Consider the following 18,710-nt stretch of genomic DNA (forward strand, 5'->3'; position numbering starts at 1 on the left):
TACTAAAAGGTTATCTAATGAATGAAGTTTATAATTGATAAATTCTCAGTTCTATAAAAAAGCAATATATTTGCAATCAAATACAGGCACAGTAATGAATAGCAAAAATAGTACCATCAGTTTAGAGACATATTTTCAGGATTTTAGAAAGCATATTGTTGGTGTTGACCAGGAATTTACTTCTCCATACGGCAAAAAACAAATCATTTATACCGATTGGACAGCCAGCGGTAGACTCTATCGTCCAATAGAAGAGAAACTTTTGAATGAATTTGGCCCTTTTGTTGCCAATACGCATACCGAAACAACAGTGTCAGGTACTGCCATGACAAAAGCGTACCATCATGCCAGAAATATCATAAAACGTCATACAAATGCCAATCAGGACGATGTTCTGATTACAGACGGGACTGGAATGACAGGTGTTGTTAATAAATTTCAACGTATTTTAGGTTTAAAAATCCCTGAAAATTTAAAAGATTGTACCGTTATTCCTGCCGAGAAAAGACCGATTGTTTTTATATCTCATATGGAGCATCATTCTAACCAAACCTCTTGGTTAGAGACGATTGCCGATGTAGAAATTATTCCATCTTGCGAGAAGGGACTTTTTTGTCTGGATAATTTAGAGCAATTACTCGAGAAATATAAGGATAGAACTATAAAAATAGCTTCGATAACGTCATGTTCTAATGTTACAGGTTTAAAAACACCATTTCATGAAGCAGCAAAATTGATGCACCAGCACAATGGAGTTTGTTTTGTAGATTTTGCCTGTTCAGGACCTTATGTAGAGATTGACATGCATCCAAAAGATCCGGAATCTTACTTAGATGCCATTTTCTTTTCGCCGCATAAATTTTTAGGAGGACCCGGAACATCAGGTGTTTTGATTTTTAATAAAAAGCTATACAATAATATGATTCCGGATTGCCCGGGAGGAGGAACCGTAAGTTGGACAAACCCTTGGGGAGAACATAAATATATCGATAATATTGAAGATCGTGAAGATGGAGGAACTCCGGGCTTTCTGCAAGTAATCAAAACGGCTTTAGCTATTGAGCTCAAAGAAGAAATGGGAATCGAGAACATTTTGCAACGCGAACATGAAATTGTTGACTTCGTGTTTAATGAACTGGATGCTGTTTCAAATATAAAAATATTAGCAGGACAACATAAAAACCGCTTAGGTGTTGTTTCTTTTTTTGTTGAAGATCTTCATTTTAACCTTGGAGTGAAATTATTGAATGACAGATTCGGAATTCAAACCAGAGGAGGATGCAGTTGCGCCGGTACCTACGGACACTTTTTATTGCACGTAGATCAGGAGACTTCTAATAAACTAGTCAATGAAATTACCATTGGTGATTTAATCAAAAAACCGGGATGGATCAGAATGTCTATTCACCCAACTACAACTGATGAAGAGATTGCTTTTGTTTGTAAAAGCATTAAAGAAATGGCAGAAAATCACAAAACATGGGCTCTAGACTATTCTTATAATAAAAATACGAATGAATTTATTCATAAAGACGCCACTTCTTTTGAAGACGAATTAGTTGCAGGATGGTTTAAATCGTAATATAAATTATAAAAAATATTTTAAAATAAAAATTAAACCTGTCGGGTTTTTGAAACCCGACAGGTTTGTTATTTAAATTTTATCTAAAATTTTATTTAATTTTTTTTTCTACATTATTAAACGAACTCCACCTAAGTCGGAGACACGATAAGAGAATTTATTTCCCGGAGAACCTATAAACATGAAGTTCTTTGGGATTTTCCATTTCTGAGACAGCTCGTCTATAAGTTCAGGACCAAAAACACCTTCTATTTCCAGGTATTCAATATCAATTTCATCATAGGCACGATCCAATACCTCGAGGTCTTTTCTTAAAGCCTCATTACCGGACGCTCCATTTGTAATATGAACAATTTTAAGTTTTTTGGTTGTTTCATTTCCTTCCACATATTGTAGTACGCGGTTCAGAATAGCAACGTCATCGCCTTTGGTAAAAAAAACAAATTCCTGCGAGTTGATTTTTAAACTCATTTTATGCAGATAACGGTTGCTTATGATGACCATTTTTCTTAATGGTTGATAGAAGTACTCTAAACCTTCAATTAGAACCCTAATCAGGAAGATACGATTAAGCATGATCCCAATAAACAGTAAGGAGGGAACCATGTATTTTAAGAAAGTATAGAACGAATTGATGTTTAATTGCATATTGCCAACAAATGCGGCAATAATACTGGAAACTGCAATTACTACTACAATTCCGCGTGCACGTTCGGGCCTTGGCAGTTTTCTTCGTTTAAATTTTAGCAGTAAATTTCCAATTCCAAATAGCGCCATAACTGCCAGAAAGGAAAAGGTATAAACACCGGCCAATGACTCTAAATGCCCGTTTGTCACAAATAAAACAGACAGGCAGAGAATTAAAAAACTAATTACGATTCGGTAATGGGAACCCCTTTTGTTTTGTTTAAGGAAATAATTCGGAAGAATACGGTCTAAAGTCATTCGATTTAATAAGCCTGAAGCCCCAACAAAAGAGGTTAGAACAGCGCCACATAAAACCAATACAGCATCAATTGAGATCAGCCAGGCAAGCCATGAACCTCCGGTTGTTTGTCCCAAATAGGTCAGAAGCGATTCTTTGTTAGAGCCAACTTCTGCCAGCGGAATGATGCTTATTAATAAAAGTGCAATTACAGGATTAAAGAAACTTACAATGGCCCACATATTTCTTAAGGTCTTAGGAAAAATGCCGGATTGCTGCTCTTCCACAAAATTAGCAGAACTTTCAAAACCCGAAATCCCTAACATTGCCGCCGAAAAGCCCAGAAAAAGGGCGGTTTTTATGTTTCCGTGCGCTATAGGTGTTTGCCAATTGAGATGGAAGGTTTCTAAACCATTATTGAGAATAAACCACAACGATGCCAGAACCAGTAAACTTAAAGTAACCAGATGTGTTATAAATATGATTACAGCTACAAAGGCAGATTCTCCGATTCCCAATATCGCAAGCCCTGTAAATAGAACCAAAACAATAATGGTTGCACTAATAGTATTGACATTGTCAAATATTCCGTGCAAATAATGCATTCCTTCTGATGCCGAGATAACAGCGGTTGCCATGTACGACAAAACAGTCAATGTAGCAGCCAGAGAGGCTAATCGTTTAGTTGATGTGTTTAATAAGACATTATAAGCACCTCCGTTTAAAGGAATCGCACCTACAACTTCACCATAAATCCGTCTGAAAAGAAATAAAACAACCGCTACAATTAATAACGAAATCCACGCAAACTGTCCCGCATACAAGATGGTTAATGCCGATACGTATAAACAGGAAGAGCTAATGTCATTTCCGCAAATGGCTGTTGCTTGTAATTGATTTAATTTCTTGTGTACAGTTTCTTTCATAATTACTAATTAAGATTAAAAACACAATTAACTTGATATCAAGTCGCAACAAGAAATAAAAACTTTAAAAAAAGAGAGGTATATTAAATGAAGTTCAAAATAATTTTTAGCTATTGTGAATTTTGAAACCCACAATTTAATTAATTTATTTGGATTCCTGAAACTTTTTGAGAGATAACAAGGCCTGTTTTTTTATTTTGTCCTGAAAAAAACCGGTCCAACCCAATAAAACACCCACAATACCAAAGGCCTGTTTAGACCATTTCCAAACATCAAAATTGTCAGTGTGTTTGATGATTAAACCATCCTGAAAAATAAATTCAGCGGCTATTTTATTCACTACGGTTCTATTTGTTTTGCTAAAATTATAAGTAGCAATCCAATTGGCAGAACCGGAGAATTCATCTGTTTTTATATTTGAAAACTCAATTTTAATATTCCCTTTGCTTCTTGAAAGCAACATTTCCCACATTTTAGAAACTTGTTCTTCTTTTAGCAAACCAAAGGCAGGGTCAATGAAATGTACTTTTGGATGATAACATTCACTCATTGTCTTATAGTCAGCATTTCCGAAAGCAGTATAGAACTTAATAATTAAGTTTTCGTTTGAATTCATTTTTTTTAATACAATTAGTTCATAAATATAAGACTTATTTTACTAAATCCTATTTACAAAACGCTAATTTCTTTTGCTGTATCATACGATTTTTTGGAAGTATCAAATGCAGTAGAAAAGTAAGCCATTTTATTTACTGTTGTAAAATGTCCGGTCTGATTTCCAAAAACATCAGAACCGCCAGCAATTATAAACCGTATAGATTTTATATCTGTTTTCTTCAATTTAAGCATTTCTGCAGGTGTAAAGTAATAGTACGAAGTTGTTTTACCTTCTGCTGATTCTTTTACGTTTTTGTCCACACACGGAATAACATCGCCATTCGCTAAATCTACATAAACACCGCCCGAAATTCTTGATTTTTCATTAGCGGTTGCAATCGACAATTTTAAAATCCCGCCCTTTTCTGTTTTGGCAACCTGAACTTTTGTTTCGCCGGTATAGGCATATTTTTCACAGATAAAAGTATAATCTTGTGTAGCCGGAAAAGGTTTTGAACCATTCACTGTCATAGTTTCCTGAGCATTTGCAAAGACTGAGATAAACAGCAACACAAAAAAGGGCAATTTAAAATTCATGCTATATTTTTTAATCGTTTAATTTAGACTCAAAGTTTTCTTCCCAATCCATTGATTTTATAGCAGAGATTAAGTTTTCTTCATTTACAAAAACACGAAGTTCTTTGTTGGCTACTTTTTTGGTGTACAAGGCACGGTAGCGATAAATAACTTCTCGTTTGGCTTTGTAAACGCCATCTAATTTTAAATCAACAAAACTTCCGTAATACTGCCTGAAACGCTGACATGTTTTAGTCAAGCGTTCTTCAGTTGTGTTTTCCATTACCGATTTGGTAACTTCAGTTTCGTTGAAAGGCTTAAATCTAGAGGTGTTGCAGGTTTCTAAAACCCTTTTTCCTAAATCGTATGCTTTTTTCTGCTGGTTGGAATTGATTTCAGAAGCTCCAACTTTTGCGATCTTTAAATCTTCGGTATCTCTCCTGATCGTTTTAGATTTACATCCAACTAATAAGGACAAACATATAATCAATATTGCTTTCTTCATAACTATTTATGTTATTTTTAATAATAAGTTAGGGTCGGGGCAATTTTCTATGTAGAAATTTAAATCGTTTATGTTGCAAACTCCGGGATAATCACCAGCGTGATTTTCAATATTGTTTATAATCTGAAAATGCAAATGCGGCGCATAATCACCATTAACTGCCGAATTTCCAAAAGTAGCTAAATAGTCTCCTTTTTTGAAAATGTCCCCAACGGTAAGGTTTTTTATACTTTCTAACGATAAATGTCCGTATAAAGTATAAAACTTTTCATTTTCAACCTCATGTTCCATAATAATTGTGGGGCCATAATCACCCAAACCAATATTATTTTTAAAACTGTGAATTTTTCCGTCAAGAGGAGCGATGATTTTTGTTTCGACTTTTCCCCATAAATCCAGTCCGATATGTATGTTGCGCTCCGGATTTGAACCATCTTTAAAGATACTGCTTCTTTGATACAGATTTCGTCCTTCAATATAGCCGCCGAATGCGATTTCGGCATTGTTTCTTTTGAGATAATTTGAAATAAAACCTTCAATTTCTTCAGAGTTGGAAGGCTTGTGTTTAACCAGCTCTTTATTAGTTACTGATAAATCTAAAGGAATATACTTTGAAAAATCAATACGTGCGTCGATAACTTTTGTGGGAGGTAAGGCTTTTAAAATAGAGACTAAGGTTTTCATAAGGTAAATTAGGCGACTTTTTCGATGATTATTAATTCGTTATGAACTTCAATTCGTGGTAACATTTTTGAGGTAAACAATTTAGTATTTATTTCTGAAATGTACTTCCTATTTCTTACATTATGTGCTTCGTCTAAAATCATAGTATTAAAAAGTACAAATCCACGATCTTGTAAAAGGGAGCAGATTCTGTTACTGAAAAAGCTTTCAAATAAAAAGTTAGGCATTTTTATATCTTCAAAAACATCAATAATAATAAGGTTGTATTTGTCTTTTGTTTTTAAGACAAACTCGAAAGCATCATCTATAACAATCTCAAGTTGTGTGATTTGATTAAGATTAAAGTAGTCATTGGCAATCTGAATCATGTCAGGGTCAATTTCGACACCGGTAATTTTTCCTTTGTACACAATTTCATCAATTAAAGTTTTAATAACGCTTCCTCCGGCAACTCCCAGTACCAAAATATGGTTCATTTTAAGAATGGTTTCGTAACCGATATTTCTTAAACCATATCTTAATATGCGTTGCAAGCTTCCATAGGAGTAATTGGTGTTTTCAGAATCTAAGACCAGTTCTCCATTGGTCCAGGTAACTTCGATTATTTTGCTTCGGGTAGATTTTTTTTTAAATATTTTTATAGGAATCAGATAACTGATTATTTTTTGAATCATTTTTGTCCTCGTTTTACTCAAAAATACCATTTAAATCTTTTATTTTGTCTCAAATAAAAAAAATTAATGAAGAAACAGTTGTATAAATTTATCTTTTTTAAGCTAATGGGCTGGAAGATAGTAGGGATCGAAAATGCCGAGGTGAAAAAATGCGTCTTCATGGTAATGCCACATACAAGCAATCATGATTTTTATTTAGGAATTTTCACCAGAGGAATTTCCGGATTGCAAATGAATTGGGTAGGGAAGAAGGAATTGTTTCGGTTTCCGTTTGGGTATTACTTCAGAAATGTTGGTGGCGAGCCAATAGATCGCTCAGGCGGACTTAACAAAGTAGATTCTATTGCAGCTATTTTTGATCGTAAAGAAGTTTTTCGTTTGGCTATTGCTCCGGAAGGAACCCGAAAAAAAGTAACGGAAATCAAAAGCGGTTTTTATTACATTGCTCTTAAAGCAAATGTGCCGATTGTACCGGTAGCTTTTGATTGGGGCAAAAAAGAAGTGAATTTAGGAGTTCCTTTTTTTCCAACCGGAAATTACGAAGCCGATTTACAGGTTCTGAAAAAACACTACAACGGTGTTTTAGGTAAAATTCCTGAAAACGGTTTTACACTTTAAATCATTGTGATTTTTGCGTAACGCGAGAATCGCTTAAATGAAAATTATTTTTATTAATTTTCAAATACGAGCTAATTTTTAATTACGGGATATAGGTCTTAAATGTCCCGTTTTTGTAAAAGAATATAATTTTTTCAATCTCATCAGTTGTTTTCAGATCTGAATTTGAATTTTTCGGCTCGTTGACCACTCTTTTTTCTTCCTTGTGATCAGTATCAGATGGAAGGCCTGAAAACAAGTCTGCAAAATAAAGGTTCTCGTTTGGTGAAACAGGAGGACTTGTTTTTTGCACTTCAGATACAATTTCTACGGTATGGTTTTGATGTTCATTTTCTTTTTTAGGAAAACTACCTGTGCCTTTTAGAATCCAGTACAGATCAACATCCGGAAAAATGTCTGAAATTTTTAGTACAAAATCAAGACTTGGTTTGTTTCTTCCCGAAAGCAGGTGCGACATGCTGGAACGTTGCACGCTAATTTTATCAGCAAATGCAGAGGCGTTTAATCCGTAGTACTCCAGTAGTACTTCCAGTCTTTTTACAAAATCATCAATGTTTACCATTGTAAATTATAATAAGGAGATTATCAATTTACAAATGTAATCAAAAGAAAGATGAAGACCTATTTTACAGTTGTAAATTAAGATACAAAAGTTTATTTACTTACTTTATTACTATAAATAACAATTGATAAGTTATTGATAAATTGCCAAATAAGTAGTCTGTTTAAGACAAGTAACAAGTATAACTATGGTTGCTGTGGAAGAAGTAAACAAAGGTTTAGAATTTGTTTACATTTCTAAATTTGGACGTTTATAAATTAGTTACAATTGTAAAAATAAAGATATTTACTTTTGTAAACTAATCAGTAGACTATGAATTTAGAAGAACTATTTGCCCAAAATAAAGAACAAACCATAGAAGGTCGTTATCTAACTTTAGACCACATTCAACCTTTATTAGACAAACTTAATACAAACAATCAGGTTAAGATTATTGGAAGGTCTGTTCTAGACAAGCCTATATACAGTTATGAAATCGGAACCGGTGAGACACGGATTTATTTGTGGTCTCAAATGCACGGAAACGAAAGCACTACGACGAAAGCGCTTTTTGATTTTATCAATGTATTAAACAACGGGTCTGTTGTTGCGCAGAAAATGCTTGAAAGATTTACTTTTTATTGTATTCCGATTTTAAATCCTGACGGAGCAGCACTCTACACACGCGAAAATGCCAATAAAGTAGATTTAAATCGAGACTCTCAAAATCTAACACAACCCGAAAGTGTTATCCTGAGATCGGTATTTGAGCAATTTAAGCCTCACTATTGTTTTAATCTTCACGACCAGCGAACTATTTTTGGCGCAGGAGACACAGGAAAACCAGCGACCCTTTCCTTTTTAGCACCTTCTTACAACAAAGAAAGAGAAGTAAATCCGACCCGATTGAAGGCTATTAATCTGATCGCAGAGTTAAACGATGTTTTACAAGAATATATTCCCGGACAAATTGGTCGTTTTGACGATTCATTCAACATTAATTGCATAGGAGATACGTTTCAATTTTTGGGTGTACCAACAATTTTATTTGAGGCAGGGCACTATAGAAACGACTACAGCCGCGAAATTACGCGGAAGTTCCTATTTTTCTCACTTTTTTCAAGTTTTAAAATACTTTCCGAAAACGATTTAGTTGCTAATAGAATTTATGATTATTTGAATATTTCACAAAATAAAGTCGTTTTTTATGATTTTATGTATAAAAATGTCAAAATAAATTATGATGGTATTGAAATAATTACGAATTTTGTCGCACAATACAAAGAAGAATTGATTGGAAATAAGATTGAGTTCAATGCCTACATAGTTGAAGTAGGTGAATTGGCGAATTATTTTGGTCATTATGAATATGATGCGGAAGGAGCGAGTTATTCAGACGACATTAATAATTTTCCGAATTTGAATCAAAAAGCAGATTTTTATTTAAATAAAAATATTAAATTTGTTAACGGGTTGATAAAAACTTAGTTTTTATGTGAATTTGTTATTTTTTATGCATATTTTTATACTTTGTAATAGCAATTAGTAATATTAATTAAAGAATTATGAGTAAATTTCGTTTAGATGAAGTAGATCACCAGATTTTAGATATGTTAATAGACAATACGAGAGTTCCGTTTACTGACATTGCAAAAAAACTATTGATATCTGCTGGAACAGTACATGTTAGGGTAAAAAAAATGGAAGACGCGGGGATAATAATGGGATCTTCTTTAGCCTTAGATTATGATAAATTAGGGTATTCATTTATTGCTTATGTGGGTGTATTTCTTAATAACACCTCACAAACTAAATTTGTATTAGAGCGAATCAACCAAATTCCATTCGTAACTGTTGCATCAGTTACTACAGGTAAATTTAATATTTTTTGCAAAATAAGAGCAAAAGATACAAAACATGCAAAAGAAGTAATCTTCATGATCGATGATATCGAAGGAGTTTACAGAACAGAAACAATGATTTCATTAGAAGAAAGTATAAACGATAAGAAGCGTTTGATGCATACTATTTTTAAAAATATGTAACACTTTCTTGAATGCTATACTAAAAATATAACCTCAAGTTTATTCTTGGGGTTTTTTTATGACTACTTAACCAACCAACTACAACTAAATTATGTACACGTTACCAAAAATTGAACGTTTCAATCAGGACGTTCTCTCAAAATATCACATTTACAATAGTGTTTTTATAACATTACCTTTTGATTCTATTGACAATACGGGGGTTTTACTTCCTTTGTTTACAGAGACTTGCGAGGCAGGTTTTAAGAAACAGGAAACCCCAAAGGAAATTTTCGATTTCTTTTCTAATAAATTTTTGAATAATGCCTCTGAAAGCGAAAAAATCGATCTAATGTTTCGATTTATTCAATACATCGAGCGTCAGATTGTGCTTTTTGATGCCATTGAAGATGCTGCTTTTCCGGAAGTAAACAATATGGAAGGTCGTGGATCACTTCGCGACATCAAAGAAAGATCAGATGCCAAAGAAAAAGACGACGAACTGATTGAATTTCTTGAAAATTTTAACGTCAGAACAGTTTTAACCGCGCATCCGACACAGTTTTACCCTGGGCCGGTTTTGGGAATTATAAACGATTTAACAGAAGCTATTCGACTGAATGATTTGCTTAAAATCAAACAGCTTTTGGCGCAGCTAGGAAAAACGCCATTTATTCAGAACGAAAAACCAAATCCTTATGATGAAGCGGTTAGTTTGATCTGGTATCTTGAAAATGTTTTCTACGAAACTTCGGGCGAAATCGTTCATTATTTGCAAAAGAATATCCTGCAAGGAGAAGCTATCCAAAACCAATTAATCAAACTTGGGTTTTGGCCGGGAGGAGACCGTGACGGTAATCCTTTTGTGACAACAGAAATTACTTTAAAAGTAGCAGAGCGTTTGCGCACTTCTATTTTGAAATGTTACTATGTTGAAATGAGAAAACTAAAAAGAAAGTTAACGTTCGCAGGTGTAGATACTTTGGTAACAGAACTTGAACATAAACTTTATCGTTCTGTTTTTTATTCTAAAGGTGAAATCTATATCACTTTAGAGGAGTTATTAGCACAACTGAATAAAATCAGAAGTATAATTATAGAAAAACACCAGTCGTTGTATTTGGATGAACTGGAAGCTTTTTTAGTAAAAATTAATCTTTTCGGATTCCATTTTGCAACTTTAGACATTCGTCAGAATAGTAAAATTCACAATGCTGTATTTAAAGATGTCGTTAATCATTATTTAAATACAGGATCAAAAATATTCCCTGCTAATTACTTTGATTTGTCTGAAAAGGAAAAAATCGTGGTACTGTCTCAGGTAAAAGGAGAGTTAAATCCGGATGATTTTGAAGATGAAATTACAAAATCAACTTTGGAGTCTGTACAAACTATAAAAGCGATCCAAAAAGCAAATGGAGAGTCGGGCGCCAATCGTTATATCATTAGTAATAACGAAAGCGCTTTGAATGTAATGGAAACCTTTGCCATGATACGTTTAAATAATTGGGAGAATCCTTCAGTAGATATTATCCCGCTTTTTGAATCTGTTGATGATTTGCAGAACGCACATGAAATCATGGAGCAGTTGTACACCAATCCGGAGTACGCTAAACATCTGCTGGCAAGAGGGAATAAGCAAACTATTATGCTTGGTTTCTCTGACGGAACAAAAGACGGTGGTTATTTAATGGCTAACTGGAGTATTTACCAGGCAAAGATTGCTTTAACTGAGATTTCAAGAAAATACGATGTCAAAGTTATTTTCTTTGATGGTCGTGGTGGACCTCCGGCACGTGGCGGTGGAAAAACACATAAATTTTATGCTTCTTTGGGACCAAAAATTGAAAACAACGAAATTCAGATCACCATACAGGGACAGACGATCAGTTCGAATTTCGGAACTTTGGACTCTTGCCGTTACAATATTGAAAATCTGTTAAGCGCCGGAGTTGAAAATCAGGTTTTTGGCAAAGAGAAAAATGAACTAAGTGCCGAGGAAACTGAAATTCTGACACAACTGGCAGATTTAGGATATAACAAATACCTTAGTTTCAAGAATCACCCAAAATTTATTCCGTATCTGGAGAAGATGAGTACTTTAAAGTATTATTCTAAAACGAATATCGGAAGCCGCCCGTCTAAAAGAAGTAAATCAGAACAATTGGATTTTGCAGATTTGCGTGCGATTCCATTTGTAGGATCGTGGAGTCAGTTGAAGCAAAATGTACCCGGATTTTTCGGAGTAGGAGCAGCCCTTAAGCATTTTGAAGAAACAAATCAGTGGGATAAAGTATATGATTTGTATCACAATTCTTTATTTTTCAGAACACTTCTTGAAAACAGTATGATGTCCCTGGCAAAATCATTTTTTCCATTGACGGCTTATATGAGAAAAGACCCTGAATTTGGCGACTTCTGGCAAATCATTTATGATGAATTTGTAGAAACAAAACGTCTTTTGCTTAAAATTGCCGATCATAAAACGCTTATGGAAAACTATCCTGATGGTATAGCTTCAATTCAGATAAGAGAGCGTATCGTTTTACCATTATTGACGATACAGCAATATGCTTTGTTAAGAATTAATGAATTGAATAAAGAAAATGGCGGTAATGACGATTTAATTAAGGTGTACGAGAAAATTGTCACCAGATCTCTTTTCGGAAATACTAATGCAAGCAGAAATTCAGCTTAAAAAGAAAAGTGTAAATTTACATCATAACAAAAAAAAATAGAAAATGTATTCAGGTGAATTATTAGAAAATGAATATTCAGGTGGTTTTACAACCTATATCCGTGAAGCCGGAGCTGTGAATCTGATTGAAGAACTAGAGATTTCTCTTCATGATTTTATCAAATTTGTGCAAAATATCCCAATGGATAAATTTGACTATCGCTACGCAGAAGGTAAGTGGACAATCAAAGATATTATTCAGCATATTATTGATACGGAACGCATTTTTGCTTACCGTGCTCTGCGATTTGCAAGATTCGACAAAACGCCATTGCAAAGTTTTGAGGAGAACGATTATGCTGCTAATGCAAATGCTGCAGGAAGAAGTATTCAAGAGTTGTTAACCGAGCTTTCAGCGGTACGACATGCTAATTTGTTGTTTTACAAAAGTCTGTCTGAAAATCAGCTTAAAGCTATCGGAACAGCTTCAAATAATCAAATTTCAGTTCGCGCCCTTGGTTTTGTAATCATAGGGCATCAAAAGCATCACCAAAAAGTTTTTCAAGAGCGATACTTGTAGAAGAAGTTAGCTTGCCACTAATTTCGCGAATTTGCACGAATTGTTTTTTAAACCCTGCGTGTTATTGTTAGTGACGGCAACTATAAACAAGAAAAATAAATCCTTATAATCTGTGAAATCTGTGGCTATTTTTTTGCCACAGATTAAATGGATTAAAAAAGATTACGTACTATTTTCAAAAAAAAACAATTCGTGTAAATTCGTGCAATTCGTGGCTGTAATTTAAGCTCTTAATTCGATTGCAATTCAAAGAGTTGTACTTGACTTTTTAAGCGGTCAATCAGTAAATTCATCATCCTTTTATTCAGACTTGAAGAATTCTGAATATAGGTATTGTATTCCTCTACTGTAAAAAGAGCAATGACCATTCCTTTGAGGGAATTTCTGAATTTTATGTCTTTTTGAATAGAGTTTTCGATTGTCTGTAATTTTTTTTCAACGGTATATGAATAAAAATCAGCTTTGTTTTTATTCACATAATTGATAAAAACAGCCACAAAAAGATCGTTTTGCAGTTTTAAAACCGGTCTGATGGTCTGATTTTGGAACAGCTCATCTGCTGAAGACTGAGCACTTACCGTTCCTAAAGTTTCTCCTCTGAATTCTTTTAAAAAAGTGTCTCTGTCTGTCATTTTTTTCTTTAAAATTAAAGAAAAAATTCCGTAGTAAAAACCTATTTTTGTTATTATACTATAAAAATATGAGATTTCACACCAGAAAATGGGTTAAGCCCGAAGATCTAAATCCTAACGGAACTTTATTTGGCGGACAATTATTAGCATGGATCGATGAAGAACTTGCGCTGTACAGTATTATCCAGTTGGAGAATCAGAGAGTTGTTACCAAACATATGTCTGAAATCAATTTTAAGAGTTCAGCTAAACAAGGTGATATTGTTGAAATCGGAATAGATGTGGTTAAATTCGGAACCACTTCTTTGGTTCTAAAATGTGCTGTGCGAAATATGATGACACGTGAAATCATTATTACAATTGACAGCACAACAATGGTTAATCTGGACGAAAACGGAAAGCCGTTAGCGCATGGAAAAACACAAATTGAGTTCGTAAAAGATCGTTTGTAACACAAAAAGGCAATAATGATAAAAATCTCTGGAATTGTTTCTCTGATAACCGTTGTTTTTGTTTTTCTTTCCTGTAATTCTAAAGAAAAAAAAGATATTTACAGGAGCGTTTTGTATCGGGCTGTAAACAACAAAGACACCGCTCTCTTGCATTTAAATATAAACAATAAGAGATTTTACGGGCGATATGAAATTTTGCATTATAATATAGGGAAGGACTCGGGAGATGTAAGAGGTGATATTAAAGGAGAGACCCTGAGAGGAGATTATCATTATATAACTTTTGGCGGCAGTTGGAAAAGAGTTCCTTTAGCACTCCTTAAAAAGGACGGTAAGCTATTTTTAGGAAGTGGAGTAGTAGGAACCTATCTCAATCTTCCCTGTTTTGTTCCTGACGTACCTATCGATTACAGCAACTCAGAATTTGTTTTTGAAGAAGTACAATCTGAATAGAAAAAATAAACCATATAAGTTATATAAGTGCATACAAAGCAAAGCCTTAAAAAAATATACGCAAAGCTTAAAATGAACTTATATAACTTATATGGTTTAAAAAAAAGATCAATCGAAACGCCCAATTTTAGAAGGGAGTTCAAAGATTTCAAGATCAAAATATTCCACAGAAGCCATGACATGATCAAAAATGTCAGACATGATATATTCGTAATTAGACCAGCGTTTATCGCTTGAGAACGCGTATATCTCTAACGGAACTCCATGCGCGGTCGATTGTAACTGACGACACATCATATGCATATCTTTATTCAGCCCAGGATGGGTAACTAAATACTGCATGATATACTTTCGGAACAATCCAAGATTTGTCATGTTTCGACCGTTTAAGGCTAAGGTTTTGTCTACACCACGCAGTTCGTTGTATTTTTCAATTTCGGACTGTCTGCTATCGATGTAAGAGCTAATCAGTTGTACTTTTTTCATCTGATTGAGATCTTCATTATTCAGAAAACGAATACTGCTGCTTTTTATTAAAACATGCCTTTTGATACGTCTTCCATCTGATTTTTGCATCCCACGCCAGTTCTGAAAAGAATCTGAACTCAAGGCATAAGTTGGAATTGTGGTTATGGTGTTGTCAAAATTTCGAACTTTTACTGTGGTCAGGTTAATTTCGATAACATCACCGTCAGCGCCAAATTTTTCCATTGTAATCCAGTCGCCAATTCGAACCATATCGTTTATAGCTACCTGAACACTCGATACAAATCCTAAAATAGTATCTCTGAAAATCAAGATGATTATGGCCGAAAGCGTTCCTAGTATAGTTAGTAATTCGCCTTGTTTTATGCCAAATAATTTTGAAATAATAATAGCAACACCAAAAATCCAAAGGATAACCATAATTACCTGAACGAAACTGTCAATTGGCTTATCGCTGTATTCTGGTTTTTGTTTCAGGTAATCGCGCAAGGAATTAAAGATTGTTCGAACAATCCATAAGGCAAGTAGGGTGATGTAAACACCAACAATTTTTCCAAAAATAGATTCCCAGTATTCGTATTTGTCCAGGATTACGGGAACTGCTTTGTAAATGAAGAAAAACGGGATCAGATAAGCGGTATATCGCGTTGTTTTATTCTGAATGAGGTAATCATCAAATTTTGTTTTGGTACGTTGAGCGAAAACAGCAGTTAACGTGACTAAAACAAATTTGGCGATATAATAAATAATGTAGGCTAATGCAATTAGAATAACTATATTAAAAATCAGGCTGACATAAGACGCAAAGTTGCGACTCATTCCCCAATCTCTAAAAATAGGATATAAAGAATTAAATATTTTATCTAAAAGTTTATGCATTGTTCTCTAAATATTTTTTCTCAATATAAAAAGTTCCAAAAGGAATAAAAGAAGCAAGTAAAATAATAGCGAAAGTTTTTAAATCCCAATTTTGAGATTTTTTCAATAAAAAAGCCAAAACAACATACCCGATAAACAATACACCATGAGCCATTCCCAAAGGACGTACGATCATATGATACAGTTCAGGGTTATTTGTTTTGAAAACAAGCATATTAAGTAATAATACTAGGAAAGAGATTCCTTCTAAAATTGCGGTAACCTTAAAAATCTTGAGCATGTAATTATTTTTTGAGTTTAATAGGAGCAAAATTAAGTATTATCGTCGGCATTATGAGTATGAAACCCAAAAGTAATTTACTTTTACAATCTTAAACTTTGATAATGAGTAAACGTGATTTAAAAAAATATTTAGGAGAATTAAATAAAGAGCAACTCGAGGAGCAAATTATCGAATTGTACGAGAAATTCGCTCCGGTTAAAGTGTATTATGACTTTGCTTTTAACCCCAAAGAAGACAAACTTTTACAGGAATGTAAGCTTAAGATTTCGCACGAGTACTTTCCTGTAAAAAAGCCACAAGCAAGAAGAAGTCCAAAAGCAAAAATGCGTCGTTCAGTGGCGCAAAAGTATATCAAGCACTTTATAGCATTGGGAGTTGACCCGTTTGTAATTGCTGACGTAATGCTTTATAATATTGAAATTGCACAAACCTATTCATCTCAAAGTCCCGTGAAGCAGGAATTGTTTTGTAAAAGTATGTTCAATTCCTTTGAACAGGCTGTTCATTTTGTAATTTCCAATGGCATTTTGAATGAATTTAAGAATAGAATTATTTCTATTCATCAAGAAACAATGCAACAAAAATGGACAAATAGCCATGAATTTGAGATAGTTTTGGAGAAAATCGGCCAATAAATACACTTCCTATAAAAAATCTTATTAAAAAGAAACATTTATTTTAAGTTAAAATAGGACGAAAAACTGTTTTTTAGATGTACTTTTGCAAAAATCCAAAAAATTACAATGTCTCAAAACACCTTAGAAATAGAAAGAGAAGAGAAAAAAGAACTTTATGCATACCAACAAGGTGATATCGATGCCATTTTTGATCGTTTAGACAATGCTCCGGCTCGACATCATTTATTATACCAATTACCGACCGGTGGAGGAAAAACAGTAATTTTTTCTGAAATTGTTCGTCGTTATTTGGCTAATAATGATAAAAAAGTGGTTGTGTTGACTCACCGTATCGAGCTTTGCAAACAAACTTCAAAAATGCTGAAAGGCTTTGGTGTTTCAAATAAAATCATCAACAGTAAAGTAAAAGAATTACCCGATCAAAACGATTTTTCTTGTTTTGTGGCTATGGTTGAAACTTTAAAAAACCGTATCAATGACGAAAAGCTACACCTTGACAACATTGGGTTAGTGATTATTGATGAGGCGCACTACAATTCGTTCCGTAAACTGTTAAATTCATTCAAAAATGCTTTTATTCTTGGAGTAACAGCAACACCTTTGAGTTCGAATATAAAATTACCAATGCACCAAAGTTATAATGAACTTATTGTGGGTGACACTATCAGTTCATTGATTGACAAAGGTTTTTTGGCACGCGCTACTACGTATAGCTACGATGTAGGATTGACGTCTCTGAAAGTGGGTATTAACGGAGATTATACAGTAAAATCGTCAGATGATTTGTATACCAATACCATGATGCAGGAGAAGCTTCTGCATGCCTATACAGAACGTTCCTTAGGGAAAAAGACCTTGATTTTCAATAACGGTATTCATACCTCATTATACGTGTATGAAACTTTTAGAGAAGCAGGTTACGATATCAGACACCTTGATAACACAAGTAGTTCTGAAGAACGTAAAGATATTCTGCAATGGTTCAAAAAGACTCCGGATGCGATCTTAACTTCGGTTGGAATTTTAACCACAGGTTTTGATGAGCCTACTGTAGAGACTATTATCTTAAACAGAGCGACAAAATCATTAACTTTATATTATCAGATGATTGGTCGTGGATCACGTAAATTACCTGGTAAAGACGAGTTCACAGTAATCGATTTGGGTAATAATGCTGCCCGTTTTGGTTTATGGAGTGAGCCTGTAAACTGGCAACATATCTTTAAATCACCTGAGTTTTATCTGGAAAACCTTCGTGATGATACAGAGATCGAAATGTATTTTAAATACAGCATGCCTCCGGAATTACGTGCGAAATTCAGTAAAACTGCCGATGTGACTTTTGATGTTGATGAAGAGCACAAACTAATCATCAAACAGAATTTACGTTCAAAAGTAGTATTAGACAAATCGTTAGAGCAACACGCCGCAATGTGTGTCGATAACACTGAAACTTTACAGGAAGCCAAAGCTCTTGGTAAAGAATTAGACGATGATATCGATTGCCGTATCAAACGTTACGCAAAATGTTTGAGTCAATGTAGTAAGAATTACCGCGAATGGCTGGTAGACGATTACAAGCAAAAAATGGTTTTGTTAATCGGTAAAAAATACCGTGAGAAAATCATGAACGAGCCGGATTGAGAATAGGGGAATGTAAGATGTAAGATGTAAGTTGTGAAATGTGAAATGTAAATTGTTATAAAGACTTACGTTTTACATCTTACATTTCACATTTAACATCTCACACTTTAAAGTTCCGGGTTTGTCCCGCTGAGCGAAGTCGAAGCGCAACGCGAGAGCTTTAAGCTTCATAAGCAACAGAAAAATAAACCATTAAGGCACTTAGAAATTAAGCTCAAAACTTAATGAAACTAAGAACCTTAATGGTTCATAATTTAAAAGAGTTTCAAAATTTTATTTTAAACTCAGTAAAAAATATAAAATCAATCACGATTATTATCGGGATTAAAATCTA

Annotated in this window: 20 protein-coding genes; 10 read left to right on the forward strand and 10 right to left on the reverse strand. The window is 34.0% G+C overall.

What is annotated here, in order from left to right; all coding sequences use genetic code 11:
• The first annotated feature begins 94 nt into the window (after positions 1-94).
• Positions 95-1,582: an aminotransferase class V-fold PLP-dependent enzyme gene (locus tag G3A47_RS13325; RefSeq protein WP_166923094.1), complete on the forward strand. Its 1,488-nt coding sequence runs from the start codon at positions 95-97 to the stop codon at positions 1,580-1,582.
• A 108-nt stretch (positions 1,583-1,690) separates the two neighbouring features.
• On the opposite strand, the gene G3A47_RS13330 is transcribed toward G3A47_RS13325, so the two are convergent.
• The 6 genes from G3A47_RS13330 to G3A47_RS13355 all read right to left on the reverse strand — a co-directional run bounded on the left by G3A47_RS13330 (position 1,691) and on the right by G3A47_RS13355 (position 6,469).
• Entirely contained in the window at positions 1,691-3,433 is a 1,743-nt protein-coding gene (locus G3A47_RS13330; RefSeq protein ID WP_166923096.1) for an APC family permease, read from the reverse strand.
• 145 nt (positions 3,434-3,578) lie between these two features.
• Positions 3,579-4,049, reverse strand: coding sequence for a nuclear transport factor 2 family protein (locus G3A47_RS13335; protein WP_166923097.1), 471 nt, complete (start codon positions 4,047-4,049; stop codon positions 3,579-3,581).
• A 53-nt stretch (positions 4,050-4,102) separates the two neighbouring features.
• The gene (locus G3A47_RS13340; RefSeq protein WP_166923098.1) at positions 4,103-4,627 is read right to left on the reverse strand and encodes a hypothetical protein; all 525 of its coding nucleotides are present in this window, start codon (positions 4,625-4,627) and stop codon (positions 4,103-4,105) included.
• A 10-nt stretch (positions 4,628-4,637) separates the two neighbouring features.
• Complete coding sequence (locus tag G3A47_RS13345; RefSeq protein ID WP_166923099.1) at positions 4,638-5,111, reverse strand: hypothetical protein; 474 nt, start codon at positions 5,109-5,111, stop codon at positions 4,638-4,640.
• Positions 5,112-5,117: 6 nt separating this feature from the next.
• On the reverse strand, positions 5,118-5,795 hold the full coding sequence (locus G3A47_RS13350; protein WP_166923100.1) for a peptidoglycan DD-metalloendopeptidase family protein: 678 nt from the start codon (positions 5,793-5,795) through the stop codon (positions 5,118-5,120).
• 8 nt (positions 5,796-5,803) lie between these two features.
• On the reverse strand, positions 5,804-6,469 hold the full coding sequence (locus G3A47_RS13355; protein WP_166923101.1) for a spermidine synthase: 666 nt from the start codon (positions 6,467-6,469) through the stop codon (positions 5,804-5,806).
• 66 nt (positions 6,470-6,535) lie between these two features.
• On the opposite strand from G3A47_RS13355, the gene G3A47_RS13360 reads away from it, so the two are divergent.
• Complete coding sequence (locus G3A47_RS13360; RefSeq protein WP_166923102.1) at positions 6,536-7,087, forward strand: 1-acyl-sn-glycerol-3-phosphate acyltransferase; 552 nt, start codon at positions 6,536-6,538, stop codon at positions 7,085-7,087.
• Positions 7,088-7,169: 82 nt separating this feature from the next.
• Here the strand turns inward: G3A47_RS13360 and G3A47_RS13365 are convergent, their stop codons facing one another.
• The gene (locus G3A47_RS13365) at positions 7,170-7,649 is read right to left on the reverse strand and encodes a helix-turn-helix transcriptional regulator (RefSeq protein ID WP_166923103.1); all 480 of its coding nucleotides are present in this window, start codon (positions 7,647-7,649) and stop codon (positions 7,170-7,172) included.
• Positions 7,650-7,961: 312 nt separating this feature from the next.
• Between G3A47_RS13365 and G3A47_RS13370 the strand changes: the two genes are divergently transcribed.
• The 4 genes from G3A47_RS13370 (at position 7,962) to G3A47_RS13385 (ending at position 12,909) form a co-directional block, all read left to right on the forward strand.
• The gene (locus G3A47_RS13370; RefSeq protein ID WP_166923104.1) at positions 7,962-9,116 is read left to right on the forward strand and encodes a M14 family metallopeptidase; all 1,155 of its coding nucleotides are present in this window, start codon (positions 7,962-7,964) and stop codon (positions 9,114-9,116) included.
• Between the two features lie 77 nt (positions 9,117-9,193).
• Complete coding sequence (locus G3A47_RS13375; RefSeq protein ID WP_007805990.1) at positions 9,194-9,673, forward strand: Lrp/AsnC family transcriptional regulator; 480 nt, start codon at positions 9,194-9,196, stop codon at positions 9,671-9,673.
• A 91-nt stretch (positions 9,674-9,764) separates the two neighbouring features.
• Positions 9,765-12,350 (forward strand): phosphoenolpyruvate carboxylase, encoded by a 2,586-nt coding sequence (locus G3A47_RS13380; RefSeq protein ID WP_166923106.1) that lies wholly within the window; start codon positions 9,765-9,767, stop codon positions 12,348-12,350.
• Between the two features lie 43 nt (positions 12,351-12,393).
• Positions 12,394-12,909, forward strand: a complete 516-nt coding sequence (locus tag G3A47_RS13385) for a DinB family protein (RefSeq protein ID WP_166923108.1) — start codon at positions 12,394-12,396, stop codon at positions 12,907-12,909.
• 230 nt (positions 12,910-13,139) lie between these two features.
• Here the strand turns inward: G3A47_RS13385 and G3A47_RS13390 are convergent, their stop codons facing one another.
• Positions 13,140-13,541 carry a glyoxalase gene (locus G3A47_RS13390; RefSeq protein WP_166923110.1) on the reverse strand — a complete coding sequence of 134 codons (402 nt, stop codon included), beginning with the start codon at positions 13,539-13,541 and terminating at the stop codon, positions 13,140-13,142.
• 68 nt (positions 13,542-13,609) lie between these two features.
• Here G3A47_RS13390 and G3A47_RS13395 point away from each other — a divergent pair, with 68 nt between their 5' ends.
• A complete protein-coding gene (locus tag G3A47_RS13395) occupies positions 13,610-13,993 on the forward strand; it encodes an acyl-CoA thioesterase (RefSeq protein ID WP_166923112.1) in 384 nt (127 codons plus the stop codon).
• Positions 13,994-14,008: 15 nt separating this feature from the next.
• Positions 14,009-14,446, forward strand: a complete 438-nt coding sequence (locus G3A47_RS13400) for a hypothetical protein (RefSeq protein ID WP_166923114.1) — start codon at positions 14,009-14,011, stop codon at positions 14,444-14,446.
• A gap of 108 nt (positions 14,447-14,554) precedes the next feature.
• Here G3A47_RS13400 and G3A47_RS13405 read toward each other — a convergent pair whose 3' ends face one another.
• Together G3A47_RS13405 and G3A47_RS13410 are read right to left on the reverse strand one after the other, a co-directional pair.
• On the reverse strand, positions 14,555-15,811 hold the full coding sequence (locus tag G3A47_RS13405) for a mechanosensitive ion channel family protein (RefSeq protein ID WP_166923122.1): 1,257 nt from the start codon (positions 15,809-15,811) through the stop codon (positions 14,555-14,557).
• Positions 15,804-16,091 (reverse strand): DUF3817 domain-containing protein, encoded by a 288-nt coding sequence (locus G3A47_RS13410; RefSeq protein WP_166923124.1) that lies wholly within the window; start codon positions 16,089-16,091, stop codon positions 15,804-15,806. Before G3A47_RS13410 ends, G3A47_RS13405 begins: the two co-directional genes overlap by 8 nt.
• A gap of 104 nt (positions 16,092-16,195) precedes the next feature.
• Here G3A47_RS13410 and G3A47_RS13415 point away from each other — a divergent pair, with 104 nt between their 5' ends.
• Both G3A47_RS13415 and G3A47_RS13420 read left to right on the forward strand, forming a co-directional pair.
• Positions 16,196-16,729, forward strand: coding sequence for a DUF6155 family protein (locus tag G3A47_RS13415; protein ID WP_166923126.1), 534 nt, complete (start codon positions 16,196-16,198; stop codon positions 16,727-16,729).
• 108 nt (positions 16,730-16,837) lie between these two features.
• On the forward strand, positions 16,838-18,376 hold the full coding sequence (locus G3A47_RS13420; protein WP_166923128.1) for a DEAD/DEAH box helicase: 1,539 nt from the start codon (positions 16,838-16,840) through the stop codon (positions 18,374-18,376).
• The last annotated feature ends 334 nt before the right edge of the window (positions 18,377-18,710 follow it).

Source organism: Flavobacterium poyangense (genome assembly GCF_011751075.1).
Lineage (GTDB): Bacteria > Bacteroidota > Bacteroidia > Flavobacteriales > Flavobacteriaceae > Flavobacterium > Flavobacterium poyangense.

Bases quoted from the DNA above. Each gene is read 5' to 3' on its own strand.
- G3A47_RS13325 (WP_166923094.1), top strand. From the start codon at position 95: ATGAATAGCAAAAATAGTACCATCAGTTTAGAGACATATTTTCAGGAT.
- G3A47_RS13330 (WP_166923096.1), bottom strand. From the start codon at position 3,433: ATGAAAGAAACTGTACACAAGAAATTAAATCAATTACAAGCAACAGCC.
- G3A47_RS13335 (WP_166923097.1), bottom strand. From the start codon at position 4,049: ATGAATTCAAACGAAAACTTAATTATTAAGTTCTATACTGCTTTCGGA.
- G3A47_RS13340 (WP_166923098.1), bottom strand. From the start codon at position 4,627: ATGAATTTTAAATTGCCCTTTTTTGTGTTGCTGTTTATCTCAGTCTTT.
- G3A47_RS13345 (WP_166923099.1), bottom strand. From the start codon at position 5,111: ATGAAGAAAGCAATATTGATTATATGTTTGTCCTTATTAGTTGGATGT.
- G3A47_RS13350 (WP_166923100.1), bottom strand. From the start codon at position 5,795: ATGAAAACCTTAGTCTCTATTTTAAAAGCCTTACCTCCCACAAAAGTT.
- G3A47_RS13355 (WP_166923101.1), bottom strand. From the start codon at position 6,469: ATGATTCAAAAAATAATCAGTTATCTGATTCCTATAAAAATATTTAAA.
- G3A47_RS13360 (WP_166923102.1), top strand. From the start codon at position 6,536: ATGAAGAAACAGTTGTATAAATTTATCTTTTTTAAGCTAATGGGCTGG.
- G3A47_RS13365 (WP_166923103.1), bottom strand. From the start codon at position 7,649: ATGGTAAACATTGATGATTTTGTAAAAAGACTGGAAGTACTACTGGAG.
- G3A47_RS13370 (WP_166923104.1), top strand. From the start codon at position 7,962: ATGAATTTAGAAGAACTATTTGCCCAAAATAAAGAACAAACCATAGAA.
- G3A47_RS13375 (WP_007805990.1), top strand. From the start codon at position 9,194: ATGAGTAAATTTCGTTTAGATGAAGTAGATCACCAGATTTTAGATATG.
- G3A47_RS13380 (WP_166923106.1), top strand. From the start codon at position 9,765: ATGTACACGTTACCAAAAATTGAACGTTTCAATCAGGACGTTCTCTCA.
- G3A47_RS13385 (WP_166923108.1), top strand. From the start codon at position 12,394: ATGTATTCAGGTGAATTATTAGAAAATGAATATTCAGGTGGTTTTACA.
- G3A47_RS13390 (WP_166923110.1), bottom strand. From the start codon at position 13,541: ATGACAGACAGAGACACTTTTTTAAAAGAATTCAGAGGAGAAACTTTA.
- G3A47_RS13395 (WP_166923112.1), top strand. From the start codon at position 13,610: ATGAGATTTCACACCAGAAAATGGGTTAAGCCCGAAGATCTAAATCCT.
- G3A47_RS13400 (WP_166923114.1), top strand. From the start codon at position 14,009: ATGATAAAAATCTCTGGAATTGTTTCTCTGATAACCGTTGTTTTTGTT.
- G3A47_RS13405 (WP_166923122.1), bottom strand. From the start codon at position 15,811: ATGCATAAACTTTTAGATAAAATATTTAATTCTTTATATCCTATTTTT.
- G3A47_RS13410 (WP_166923124.1), bottom strand. From the start codon at position 16,091: ATGCTCAAGATTTTTAAGGTTACCGCAATTTTAGAAGGAATCTCTTTC.
- G3A47_RS13415 (WP_166923126.1), top strand. From the start codon at position 16,196: ATGAGTAAACGTGATTTAAAAAAATATTTAGGAGAATTAAATAAAGAG.
- G3A47_RS13420 (WP_166923128.1), top strand. From the start codon at position 16,838: ATGTCTCAAAACACCTTAGAAATAGAAAGAGAAGAGAAAAAAGAACTT.